Source organism: Streptomyces sp. NPDC101132, from assembly GCF_044759225.1.
Classification (GTDB): domain Bacteria; phylum Actinomycetota; class Actinomycetes; order Streptomycetales; family Streptomycetaceae; genus Streptomyces.
The window spans coordinates 405,766-417,831 of record NZ_JBIVYX010000009.1 but is presented as its reverse complement, the minus strand read 5'-3'; the positions used below and the strand labels follow the sequence as shown (position 1 = coordinate 417,831).

The following is a 12,066-nucleotide window of genomic DNA, read 5'->3' as shown; positions in this document are numbered from 1 at the left end:
CTGCGCGATGACCCTCCGGGTCACCCTTGACAGACCACCCCGGCCCGGAGGCAAAAGCCCTCGGCGGACACCCCCAGAAAAGACGCCCAGGGGGACACCACACACCCATCCGGTACCGGATGCGGATCCCGGAAGCGCGGCGCGGGCCCGCCCCACGGGGCGGACGCGACAGCGTCCGTAGGCCCACCAGACGGCACGGCGGCCCCCGGGCCGCCTGTGCCCCTTCATAAGCCGCCACAGATCGCTACGCGCTTCGGCCGTCCCGGCGGCCGCAAGGCCGTCCGGGGCCGATCATCCCGCGGCATGCGCACGGCTGCCGGTTCTGAGCCCTCCCGGCGTCTGGGCCCGCGGATGACCTGCCCACAATTCCGCTCAGCGGACCTCACGGCCCGCCAGGTGCGGGATGACCCCTGCCGGGAGGGCGCGACGCTGTTCCTGCCATGCCGGTGGGTGATTTGTGCTGGTTTCGAGCCCTCCCGGCGTCTTGGCCCGCGGATGACCTGTCGACAGTTCCGCTCAGCGGACCTCAGGGCCCACCAGGTGCGGGATGACCCCCGCCGGGGGGCCGCGCCGCTGTTCCTGCCCTGCCGGTGGGCGATTTATCCCGGTTCCGAGCCCTGCTGGCGTCTGGGCCCGCAGATGACCGGTCGACAGTTCCGCTCAGCGGACCTCGTCGCCCGACAGCTGCCGGGGTCCCGTTCCGACGGGCGGGCCGGGCGGGACGTGCTTACGGTGGCAGGGTGAGCCGGACGGCAGCGAACTCCCAGGGGGCCGCGACCCGCGCGGCCGCCGTGCACGGCTGGCGCGACGCGCTCCTGGCGGTGGTCGCCGGCTTCGCCGCGATGATCGTGACCGCCTCCCTCGGCCTGTGGGCGGCCGGCGCCGCCGACCTCCCCGAGGGTGCCTTCCCCCGGGTGGTCGCCGCCGTGGTCGTGATGGCGGCAGGCGGCTCCGTCGAGGTGTCCGGCGGTGCCGGGTTCCTCGCCGACGCCGACGCCTCGATCGTCGTACTCCCCCTCTCCGTCACCCTGGCGGGCGCACTCGCCGCCGGGTACTGCTTCGTCCGCCCGCTGCGTCACCGCGCCGTCGCCACCGCCGGCGAGCTGGGCCTGCGCGGCGCGCAGCTCGTCCTGCTGTGGCTGCTGGCCCTCGCCGGGTGCGCGGCCCTCGCCCGGCAGACCTTCGGCATCGACGTGGGCGACAACCCCCTGGGCGAGCTCGGCGAACTCCTGGACGCCTCCCCCTCCGTGGGTTTCCGCGCCGACATGGGCGCCACCCTCGGCTTCGGCCTGCTGTGGATCCTGGGCCTGCTGGTCCTGGCCCTGCTGGTGTCCCCGCGGGCGCCGCTGCCGGGCCGGCTGGTGCGCTTCCACGAGGCGGTGCGCCCGGCCGCCTCGGCGACGGTCCTGCTGCTCCTCGCCTACGTCCTGATCGCCCTGGTCATCGGGCTGGTGGTCGCCGTCACCCGCGGGCACGTCGCCGAGACCTTCGCCGTGATCCTGCTGGGCCTGCCGAACGTCGCCTGGCTCGGGTTCACCGTGGGGCTGGGCGGCGCCTGGGAGGGCCAGGTGCAGGGTCCGTTCGGGCTGCCGATGCCGCAGGTCCTGGACGACGTACTGCGCACCCCGGAGGTCTCCCGGGTCGACCTCGGGACGCTCACCGGGTACGACGGCCGGGCCTGGTGGCTGCTGGTGGTGGCCGCGGTCCTGGTCGTGGGCGCGGCCGTGCTGACGGCCGTACGCTCCTCCGCCCGCGTCCGCCCCTGGCAGCACGCCCTGCGCTTCGCCGTGGCGCTGGCCCTGGCCGCGCTGGCCGTGTCGCTGCTGGGGGACGTCGAGGCCCGCTTCGGGCTGTCGCTGCTCGGCATCGGTGACGTGGACGGCCTCGGCGGCCGGGTGGAGCTGAGCCCGCTGCTCTGGCGGAACGTCGGCGTGGCCCTGCTGTGGGGCGCGGCCGCCGGGTTCCTCGCCGGTCTGCTCGCCCCCCGTCTCCGCCACCACGGCGAGGCTCCGGCGAAGGCGCCGGGGCAGGGGTCGTAAGGACGCGCGGGGCGCGTGAGGGCGGCGGGGGCGGTCCTAGTGGTCCCTAGTACCGCGCCGGGGTCCGGAAGACCGGCAGGGCCCAGGGCGGGGGCGGCTGCGGCGGGCCGGGGTCGGGCTCGTCGGCGGAGGGTCCGGCGGACGGCCGGGCGCGGGGCGTCTCGGGCTCGACGGCCGCGCCGGCGAGCCGCAGGGCGGTGATGAAGCCCAGGCAGGTGTCGTAGCGGTCCTCGGGCGACTTGGACAGGGCTTTGGCGAGGACGCCGTCCACGGCGTGCGGGAGGTCCGGGCGGTGGGAGGAGACCGGTGGGGGCGGGTCGTACTGGTGCGCCCACAGCAGGGCCATGTCGTCGTCGCGCTGGAAGGGCGGGCCGCCGGTCAGGGTTTCGTAGACCACGCAGGCCAGGCTGTAGACGTCGCAGCGCCCGTCCGTCGGCTTGCCGGAGATCTGTTCGGGGGCGACGTAGTCGAGGGTGCCGACGAACTGCCCGACGCTGGTGAAGCCGGTCAGGGAGAGGGACTTCTTCGTCAGGCCGAAGTCGGTGAGGTAGACGTGCTCGGGGTGGTCGCTGTCGGTGCCCTCGGCGACCAGGATGTTGCCGGGTTTGACGTCGCGGTGGACCAGGTCGTGGTCGTGGGCGGCGTCGAGGGCGGAGGCCACCTGGGCGGCGATGCGGGTGGCGGTCTTGAGCGGCAGCGGGCCGGTGCCGTCCAGCAGGTGGCGCAGGTCCTGGCCGGAGACGAAGCGCATCGCGATGAACAGCACGCCTTCGGTCTCGCCCGCCTCGAAGACCGGCACGATGTGCGGGTGGTCGATGGCGGCCGCGACCCGTGACTCGTGGGCGAAGCGCTGCCGGAAGGTGTCGTTGCGGGCCAGTTCGGGGGCGAGGAGCTTGAGGGCGACGGTGCGTTCGAGCCGCAGGTCGCGGGCCCGGTAGACCACGGCCATGCCGCCGCGGCCGATCTCGGCCTCGACGCGGTACCCGGCGATCTGCCGGCCGCGCAGGTCGGAGGCCCGGCCGCTGGGGAGTCCGGGGTTGGGGTCCTGCGCCATCACCGGTCACCGGGGCCGTCGGGCACGCCGGTCACCCGGGTGGGCTCGTGGCCGAGGGCGGGCGCGGGGCGGGTCTCGTCCTCGGAGCCGGCCCGCTCCGGTGCCGGCGGGGTGGCGGCGGGCGGGGCGGCCGCCGGCCCTGGCGGGGCGGAGGGCGTTCCTCCGGGGCCGTCCGGGCCGCCCGGGCTGCCGGGGGTGGCTCCGGAGAGCCGCTCCCCCGGTCCGGCGGCGGCGTAGGTGGTCAGCCGGCTGCCCTCGCCGTACATCCACCGGCCGGCCGAGTCGTCGTACACCCAGACGTCCTCGCCGTCGATGACGACGCCGGTGCGCAGGCCGCGGGTGGCCCGGCGGAAGCCCTCGCTGTCGGTGCGGCCGGCGGCGAGGTCGGCGGCGGCGCGCCGGTAGCGTTCCAGGGCCTCGGCGCTTCGGTCGAGCAGCGGCTGGGGGTTCTCGGTGCGCGAGAGGGGCCGGCCGCCGGTCGGCGGCGCCTGGGGTACGGCGACCAGGAGCCGCCCGTCGACCCAGGCGCTCCAGCCGTTGGCGCACAGGATCTGGCCCCATTCGCCGCGCCGGGCCAGGAGCTGCACGGGCAGGAACGGGTCGAGCGGTTCGGTGGGCCGGGACACGTCGGGGGCCTCCCAGGCGGGCAGTCCCTCCTGGGGGACCACGTGCGTGGGGCGGAAGTCCGGGGCGTACGCGTCGTCGTATCCGGTCATGGAGGGCTACTTCCGCATGATGGCGGGCTCGTGGCGGCGCAGCAGCCGTGCGACCAGGACGCCGAAGAGCACGGACAGGGCCACGAGCATCCCGGCGCAGAGCAGCCAGGTGCCCGTCTCGTGGTCGAAGAGGGGGTCGGTGCTGATCGGGCCGGGCACGATCCGCTCCAGTTCGATGGTGCCGGCCATCGCGCCGAGCGCCCATCGGGAGGGGACGAGCCAGGCGAGCTGTTCGATGCCGGGGACGCCGTGCAGGGTGAGCAGGGCCCCGCAGAACACCACCTGCACGATGGCGAGCAGCACCAGCAGCGGCATGGTGACCTCCTCCTTGCGCACCAGGGCGGAGACGAGGAGGCCGAGCATCATGGCGGTGAAGGAGAGCAGGGCGACGGCGAGGGCGATCTCGGGCAGCGGGGGCAGCAGGACGCCCTTGCCACCGGGGGCGTTGAGGTTCACGCCGAGCAGGGCGACGAGGGTGAGCACCACGGCCTGGACGACCGTGATGGTGCCGAGTACCACGACCTTGGACATCAGGTAGGCGGAGCGGGACAGGCCGACGGCTCTCTCGCGCTGGTAGATGGTGCGTTCCTTGACGAGTTCGCGTACGGCGTTGGCGGCGCCGGTGAGGACGCCGCCCACGCAGAGGATGAGCAGCGCGTTGAGGGCCGTCTCCTGGGTGAGGGCGCTGCCGGCGAGGGCGCGGGCCATGGCGCCCATCACGAACGGCAGGGCGATCATGATGATCAGGAAGGTGCGGTCGGCGCTGAGGGCGGCGGCGTAGCGGCGGACGAGGGTGCCGAGCTGGGAGCCCCAGCTCTGGGCCTTGGGCGGGGGTGCGGCGGGCGGGGCGGGGGTGCCGGGGGCGCCGCCGGGGCCGGGGTGGCCGGTCGGGCGGGGCTGGGTGCCGGCGTCGGCGACGTACTGGCGGTGGTGGGACGAGGCCCGGTACTCCCCCGCCCAGTCGCGGTCCTGCTGGGTCTCGAAGGCTTCGAAGGCCTCGGGCCACTGGGTGAAGCCGAAGAACTCCAGGGTGTCTCCGGGCGGCCCGTAGTACGCGATGCGGCCCCCCGGCGCGAGGACGAGCAGCCGGTCGCACACGTCGAGGCTGAGCACGCTGTGGGTGACGACGATGACGGTGCGGCCGTCGTCCGCGAGGCCGCGGAGCATGTGCATCACGGAGCGGTCCATGCCGGGGTCGAGGCCGGAGGTGGGCTCGTCGAGGAAGAGCAGGGAGGGTTTGGTCAGCAGTTCCAGGGCGACCGAGACGCGCTTGCGCTGGCCGCCGGAGAGGCTGTGGATGGGCTGGTCGGCGCGCTGGGTGAGGCCGAGTTCGTGGATGACCTCGGTGACGCGGGCCTCGCGTTCGGCGGGGGCGGTGTCCTGGGGGAAGCGGAGTTCGGCGGCGTAGGCGAGGGCGCGGCGTACGGTGAGCTGGGCGTGCAGGATGTCGTCCTGGGGCACGAGGCCGATGCGGCTGCGGAGTTCGGCGTAGTCGCGGTAGAGGTCGCGGCCGTCGTAGAGGACGGTGCCGTGGTCGGCGGGGCGGAGTCCGGTGAGGGCGCCGAGCAGCGTGGACTTGCCGGCGCCGCTGGGGCCGACGACGGCGAGCAGGCACTTCTCGCCGACCGGGAAGGACACGTGGTCGAGGAGGACCTTGCGGCCGTTGTCGACGGCGACGGCGAGGTCCTGGACGTCGAGGGAGACCTCGCCGGTGTCGACGTACTCCTGGAGCTGGCCGTCGACGAGGCAGAAGGCGGAGTGGCCGATGCCGACGATGTCGCCGGGGCCGACGACGGCGTGGTGGACGAGGGCGCCGTTGAGGAAGGTGCCGTTGTGGCTGCCGAGGTCGATGATCTCGTGGCCGCCTTCGGGCAGGGCGCGCAGTTCGGCGTGGTGCCGGGAGACCACGAGGTCGTCGATGAGCAGGTCGTTGTCGGGGGCGCGGCCGATCCTGACGGTGGCCTGCGGGAGCGGGCGGACGGAGCTGGGGGCCCGGAAGGTGCCGGTCATCCGCGGGTTGGCGACGGAGGACAGGGGGGCTCCCCGGCCGGGTGCGGGCGGCGGTGCGGCGGACAGCACGGCGCGGGGCCCGTCCTCGGCGCTGCCGAAGCGGATGACGCTGCCGGGGCCGACGCCCCACTCGTGGACGCGGCGGCCGTCGGCGTAGGTGCCGTTGGTGCTGTGCTCGTCCTCCAGGGTCCAGTGGTCGCCGTCGGGGCGCAGGACCGCGTGGTGCCAGGAGACGCGCGCGTCGTCGAGGAAGATCTCGCTGAGCGGGTCCCGGCCGACGTGGTAGGTCCGGCCGGGGCTCATGACGGTGGAGCCCCCGTCGGTCTCGAGAACGAGCTCGGGCGCAGTCGGCGCGCCGGGACGCTCAACCATGACTGGATTTTCCCACGATCCTTTCGGGCTGGCATCGTCGCAGGTCAGGGGCGCCTTATAGGTAATGACAACGGTCACCGGTGCAGCCTTTGCCTTCGTGGCGGCGGTGCGCTTCACTGCACGGGTCGAGGGCAGACGCACACGGGTACGAGAACCGAACCGGGGGACCTCATGGGTGCACACGACCAGGCGCGCGCACAGGCACGGCCGCACGGGCACGGTGCGGACGGCGGCGGCGCGGGCGGACACGGCCACGGGCACGGAGACGGCCACGGGCACGGGCACGGGCATGCCGGGCACTCCCACGGGGTGGCCGAGAACGCGGACCGGCGCTGGCTGACCCTGGCGCTCACCCTGATCGGCACGTTCATGGCCGTCGAGGTCGTGGTGGCGGTGTTCGCCCGTTCGCTGGCGCTGCTGTCGGACGCCGCGCACATGCTGACCGACGCCGCCTCGATCGTCCTCGCGCTGATCGCGATGCGGCTGGCGGCGCGGCCGGCCCGCGGCGGGTTCACGTACGGGCTGAAGCGGGCGGAGATACTCTCGGCCCAGGCCAACGGACTCACCCTGCTGCTGCTCGCGGCCTGGCTGGGCTACGAGGCGGTACGGCGGCTGCTCGACCCGCCCGAGGTGCACGGCGGTCTGGTCCTGGTGACGGCGCTCGCGGGCATCGCCGTGAACGTGGCGGCGGCCTGGTGCATCTCGAAGGCGAACCGCACCTCGCTGAACGTCGAGGGCGCCTACCAGCACATCCTGAACGACCTGTTCGCCTTCATCGGCACGGCCGTGGCCGGCCTGGTGGTCCTGCTCACCGGCTTCGTCCAGGCGGACGCGATCGCCACGCTCGTGGTGGTGGCGCTGATGGTCAAGGCCGGGTACGGGCTGGTGCGCGAGTCCGGTCGGATCTTCCTGGAGGCCGCCCCGGCGCACCTCGACCCGGACGCGGTGGGCGACCGCCTGGTCGGGCTGGCGCCGGTCACCGAGGTGCACGACCTGCACATCTGGACGATCACCTCGGGCGAGGCCGCGCTGTCCGCGCACATACTCGTCGAACCCGCGGGCGACTGCCACGCGGTACGCCGCGACCTGGAGCGGCTGCTGCGGGAGGAGTACGGAATCGGCCACACCACGCTCCAGGTGGACCACGCGGCCGAGGAGCTGCTCAGCGTGGGGCTCGCCGGCTCCGCGGACGGGGACCCGCACTGCGCGGCGCCGCACGGCCCGGTCCACCGTGAAGGCCCCCACGGCCACTGACACCGTCCGCCCGCCGGCCTGCGGGCCCGCGGGTGCGCCGGTCCGCGCGACCGTGCCCGCGCCGGTCCGCGGGGTGGTTTCCGGCGGACTCCGGGCGGGCCCGGCCGGCCGCCGGGCACCATGGGGCCATGACGCCGAAACGCAGTGCCGGACTGCTGCTGTTCCGCAGGACCGGCGGGGACCCGACCGGATTCGACGTACTGCTCGGGCACATGGGCGGCCCCTACTACGCGGGCCGGGACGCCCGCGCCTGGTCGATCCCGAAAGGCGAGTACGGCCCGGAGGAGGCCGCGTGGGACGCCGCCCGGCGGGAGTTCGAGGAGGAACTCGGGCTGGCCCCGCCGGAGGGCGAGTACCTGGAGCTCGGCGAGGTGACGCAGGCCAACCGCAAGATCGTGACGATCTGGGCGGTGGAGGCGGAGCTGGACCCGGCGGCGGTCCGGCCGGGCACCTTCCGGATGGAGTGGCCGCCCTTCTCGGGGCGGTACGAGGACTTCCCGGAGATCGACCGGGCGGCCTGGTTCCCGCGCGAGGAGGCCCGCGGGAAGCTCGTCGCGGCCCAGGGGGCGTTCCTCGACCGACTGGCTGAAACCCTCACCCACCTGGCAGAGGGTTGACCGTTCGGTGACCCGACCGTGACGTGTCAGCCGCCGCACCTTCGTGAACATTACAAGTATGACGATCGTCGTGCTGGTGGGAACACTGGACACCAAGGGCGTGGAGTACGGCTGGTTGCGCGAGCGGCTGCGGCGCACCGGCGTGGAGACGGTAGTGGTCGACACGGGGGTGATGGGGGAACCCCGGGTGCCGGCGGACGTGCCCCGGGCCGAGGTGGCCCGGGCCGCGGGAGTGGACCTGGCGGAGCTGCGGGCGGCCGGTGACCGGGGGGCGGCCGTGACGGCCATGGCCCGCGGCGCCGCCGCGACGGTGTCCCGGCTGCACGCCGAGGGCCGGCTGCACGGGGTGCTGGCCGTCGGCGGGAGCGGGGGGACCTCCATCGCCTCGCGGGCGATGCGGGCGCTGCCCCTCGGGGTGCCGAAGCTGATGGTGTCGTCGATGGCGTCGGGGGACGTCTCGGCGTACGTCGGAGCCACGGACATCACGATGATGTACAGCGTCGTGGACATCGCGGGCATCAATTCGGTCTCGGCCCCGGTGCTGGCGAACGCGGCGGACGCGATCGCCGGGATGGCCCGCGGCTTCGCCGAGTCCTCCCGCGCGGTGGACACCGCCGACCTGGGCGACGGCCGGCCGCTGGTCGCGGCGAGCATGGCGGGGGTGACCACCCCCGGTGTGGACGCGGCCCGCGAGCGGCTGACCGAACTGGGTTACGAGGTGCTGGTCTTCCACACGAGCGGCGCGGGCGGCCGGACGCTGGAGCACCTCGTCGGCCAGGGGCTGTTCGCGGGGGTGCTTGACCTGACGCTCAGCGAACTCGCCGACGACCTGTGCGGCGGGGTGCTGACGGCCGGCCCCGACCGGCTCAGCGCCGCCGGGCGGTGCGGCACCCCGCAGGTGGTGAGCCTGGGGGCGCTGGACATGGTGAAGTTCGGCCCGCTGGAGACCCTGCCGGAGCGGGTGCGCTACCGGCGGGTGCGGGTGCACAACCCGTCGATCACCGTGATCAGGACCACCGAGGCGGAATGCGCGGAGCTGGGCCGCCGGGTGGCGGCGAAGCTGCGCGCCGCGACCGGGCCGACGGCGGTGTGCGTGCCGCTGCGGGGGCTGTCGACGCTGGGCGCGCCGGGTGGCCCGTACCACGATCCGCGCGCCGACCAGGCGCTGTTCGGGGCGCTGCGGGAGGGGCTGCGCGACAGCGCGGCCGAGTGCTTCGACTACGACACGCACATCAACGATCCCGCGTTCGGCCGGGCGGCGGCGGACCGGCTGCACGCGATGATCGGGACGCACGACCGGGTGGTGCGCGCCTCCGGCTGACCCGCCGGGCCCGCGGCGGGGCGGCGCGCGCGTGCGCTCCCGCCGCGGGCCGGTCACGGCGGGGAACCGGCCGGGGCCGGTCACGGGTTGGAACCGGCCGTGGCGGAAATCGTGTCTGGTGAGGTGTCCGACACGGCAGACGCCACGGCAGGGGGCGCAATGGACGCGTGGACGGTCCCCGGGTACACGGAGACCAGGGAGCTCGGTTCCGGCGGCAGCGGCCGGGTGGTGCTGGCGGTGCACGACGCGACCGGCACCCCGGTCGCGGTGAAGTACCTCAGCGAGCGGTTCCGCAGGGACCCCGCCTTCGTACGGGAGTTCCGCGCGGAGGCGCGGCTGCTGGGCGGCCTGCGCTCGCCGTACGTGGTGGGCCTGTACGAGTACGTGGAGGCGCCCGGCGGCGCCGCCATCGTGATGGAGCTGGTCGACGGGATCGCGCTGCGCGCCCTGCTGGCCCAGGAGGGCCGGACCGATCCCGAGCCGGCGCTGGTGGTGCTGAAGGGCTCGCTGCTGGGCCTGGCGGCCGCGCACCGGGCCGGTGTGGTGCACCGCGACTACAAGCCGGAGAACGTGCTGGTCGCGGCCGACGGCTCGTCGAAGCTGGTGGACTTCGGCATCGCGGCGGGCCGCGGCAGCACGCCCGGGGTGGCGGGCACGCCCGCGTACATGGCGCCCGAGCAGTGGCAGGGCCGGCCGGCTTCCCCCGCGGCGGACGTGTACGCGGCCACGGCGGTCTTCTTCGAGTGCCTGACCGGGCGCAAGCCGTACCGCGGGGAGAACTTCGCGGAGCTGGCCCTCCAGCACATCGAGGCGCCGGTGCCCGAGGAGGAGGCGCCCGAGCCGGTGCGCCCGCTGATCCGGCGGGGGCTGGCCAAGACGCCGGGAGAACGGCCCGGGGACGCCGAGGAGTTCGTCGCCGAGCTGGAGGCGGTCGCCGGGGCCGCGTACGGGCCGGACTGGGAGCGGCGCGGCCAGCGCAGGCTCGCCGCGGTGGCCGCGCTGCTGCCGCTGCTGTTCCCCTCGGCGGGCGGTCCGCCGGCGGTCGGCACGACGGCTCTGGCCGAGACCTCGCTGGGCGGCGACGGGAGTTCGGTGGGCGCGTGGGCGCCGGGCCGGCGCGGCTGGCTGGCGGCGGGGCTGTCGCTGGTGACGGGCGCGGTGCTGGTGTTCGCCTCGCAGGCGGCGGGCGGCGAGCCCCACGGGCGCGAGGCGGTCAGCGTGTTCGCGACGACCAGTGCCGCCCCGGGCACGCCGGCGCCCGGGCCGACCGGCTCGCCGGGGCCCTCGCCCTGGCCGTCCCCCTCCGCAGGGGTCTCGCCGAGTGCCTCGCCCGGGGCGACGACGACCTCGCCGGCCCCGTACCCCACGGCCACCGCGACCACCTGGCCCACGGTCTCCCCGACCACGGCCACGGCCTGGCCGACCTCGGTGCCGACCCCGACCCCGACCTGGACGGACCCGCCGCCCACGACGCCGCCGCCCACGACCGAGCCGCCCGCGCCGGCGGTGTACGTCCGGGCGGTGGGGGTCTCCTCCTTCCGTCAGACCGGGGTGAGCACCGGCGAGGCGAAGGTGGCGGTGAAGACCGAGGGCGAGGGGGCGGTGACCGTCACCGTCGAGTGGTTCACCAGCGACGAGCAGGGGCACCTGGGCGCCTCGGAGGGCTCCGGGTCCTTCCCGTACGAGGGGTCCGCGCTGACCGTCACGCACACCTTCACCGGCGGCGGCTGCTACTGGGGCGTGCGTGCGACGACCCGGCCGGCCGCCGACAACGGCTCCTCCGTCCAGCAGGTCTTCATCAGGCGGTGCACGATCACATGAGCGATCCGCGGATTCCCCACGCGCCCGAGCCGGAGCCGGCGGCCGGGGCGGAGTACAGCGCGACGGTGCTGGGCAGCCACTGGTTCGACGGCCCGGTGCCGGACGGGCACGCGACGACGGTACGGGAGCCCGGGGTGCCCGGCGGCACGGACGGGGACGGGGACGCGACCGTGCCCGTACCGGTGCCGGAGGTGCTCCCGGACCGGGTGGAGGGCTCGGTGCTGCGGTTCGGGCCCGGGGTGACGGCCGGGGCGGGGCACCGCTCCCCCGGCGTCGGCACCACCCAGGTCTGGCACGGCGGCACGCTCGGCGGCGCGCCGCCGCCGCGCCCGTCCCGGTGGGCGGGGCTGCGCCGGTACACGCTCGCCGCGGTGGTGCTGCTGGGGGTGCTGGTGTACCTGGGCTGGCAGCGGTACGGGCCCACGGTCGGGGTCCGGTCGGTGACCGTGCGGGCGGCCGCGGAGGGGCCGGGGTGCGACTCGGCGGCCGACGTGGTGGCGGTCGTACGGACGGACGGGCGGCCGGGGACGCTCACGTACCGCTGGGTGCGCAACGACGGGTCGCGCTCGGACGTGCTGGAGGAGCGGGTGGCGCGCGGGCAGCGCGAGGCCCGGCTGCACCTGCTGTGGACCTTCCGCGGCGAGGGCGTGTACCGGGCGCGGGCGGAGCTGGTGCTGCTCACGCCGGAACACCGCACGGCGGCCGGGGAGTTCGTCTACCGCTGCGGCGGCTGAGGGCGGGGCGGACGGGGGCCGGGCCCCGGGGGGGGGGGGGGGGGGGGGCGGGCGGGGGGGGGGGGGGGCCCCCCGGGGGGGGGGCGGGGGGGCCCCCCCGGGGGGCCCCCGCCCGGGGGGGCCCCCCC

9 protein-coding genes are annotated in these 12,066 nt (G+C 75.4%); 6 read left to right on the top strand and 3 right to left on the bottom strand.

From position 1 onward, the window contains the following. Positions 1 to 740: 740 nt before the first annotated feature. Positions 741 to 2,039 (top strand): streptophobe family protein, encoded by a 1,299-nt coding sequence (locus tag ACIQUR_RS23055; protein ID WP_403667189.1) that lies wholly within the window; start codon positions 741 to 743, stop codon positions 2,037 to 2,039. A 46-nt stretch (positions 2,040 to 2,085) separates the two neighbouring features. Here ACIQUR_RS23055 and ACIQUR_RS23050 read toward each other — a convergent pair whose 3' ends face one another. From ACIQUR_RS23050 to ACIQUR_RS23040, 3 genes are read right to left on the bottom strand one after another with little or no spacing between them, the layout of a single operon-like run. Continuing rightward, entirely contained in the window at positions 2,086 to 3,093 is a 1,008-nt protein-coding gene (locus ACIQUR_RS23050; protein ID WP_403667186.1) for a serine/threonine-protein kinase, read from the bottom strand. After that, positions 3,093 to 3,809, bottom strand: a complete 717-nt coding sequence (locus ACIQUR_RS23045; RefSeq protein WP_403667183.1) for a hypothetical protein — start codon at positions 3,807 to 3,809, stop codon at positions 3,093 to 3,095. The genes ACIQUR_RS23050 and ACIQUR_RS23045 overlap by 1 nt, the downstream gene beginning before the upstream one ends. A gap of 6 nt (positions 3,810 to 3,815) precedes the next feature. Next, complete coding sequence (locus ACIQUR_RS23040) at positions 3,816 to 6,191, bottom strand: FHA domain-containing protein (RefSeq protein ID WP_403667180.1); 2,376 nt, start codon at positions 6,189 to 6,191, stop codon at positions 3,816 to 3,818. 171 nt (positions 6,192 to 6,362) lie between these two features. Between ACIQUR_RS23040 and ACIQUR_RS23035 the strand changes: the two genes are divergently transcribed. The 5 genes from ACIQUR_RS23035 (at position 6,363) to ACIQUR_RS23015 (ending at position 11,938) form a co-directional block, all read left to right on the top strand. Continuing rightward, the gene (locus tag ACIQUR_RS23035; RefSeq protein WP_403667177.1) at positions 6,363 to 7,445 is read left to right on the top strand and encodes a cation diffusion facilitator family transporter; all 1,083 of its coding nucleotides are present in this window, start codon (positions 6,363 to 6,365) and stop codon (positions 7,443 to 7,445) included. Positions 7,446 to 7,573: 128 nt separating this feature from the next. Further along, complete coding sequence (locus ACIQUR_RS23030; RefSeq protein WP_403667174.1) at positions 7,574 to 8,062, top strand: NUDIX domain-containing protein; 489 nt, start codon at positions 7,574 to 7,576, stop codon at positions 8,060 to 8,062. Positions 8,063 to 8,120: 58 nt separating this feature from the next. Next, positions 8,121 to 9,383, top strand: a complete 1,263-nt coding sequence (locus ACIQUR_RS23025; RefSeq protein WP_403667171.1) for a Tm-1-like ATP-binding domain-containing protein — start codon at positions 8,121 to 8,123, stop codon at positions 9,381 to 9,383. A 159-nt stretch (positions 9,384 to 9,542) separates the two neighbouring features. Next, positions 9,543 to 11,204 (top strand): serine/threonine-protein kinase, encoded by a 1,662-nt coding sequence (locus ACIQUR_RS23020; RefSeq protein ID WP_403667168.1) that lies wholly within the window; start codon positions 9,543 to 9,545, stop codon positions 11,202 to 11,204. After that, on the top strand, positions 11,201 to 11,938 hold the full coding sequence (locus ACIQUR_RS23015; protein WP_403667166.1) for a hypothetical protein: 738 nt from the start codon (positions 11,201 to 11,203) through the stop codon (positions 11,936 to 11,938). Before ACIQUR_RS23020 ends, ACIQUR_RS23015 begins: the two co-directional genes overlap by 4 nt. Positions 11,939 to 12,066 lie beyond the last annotated feature (128 nt).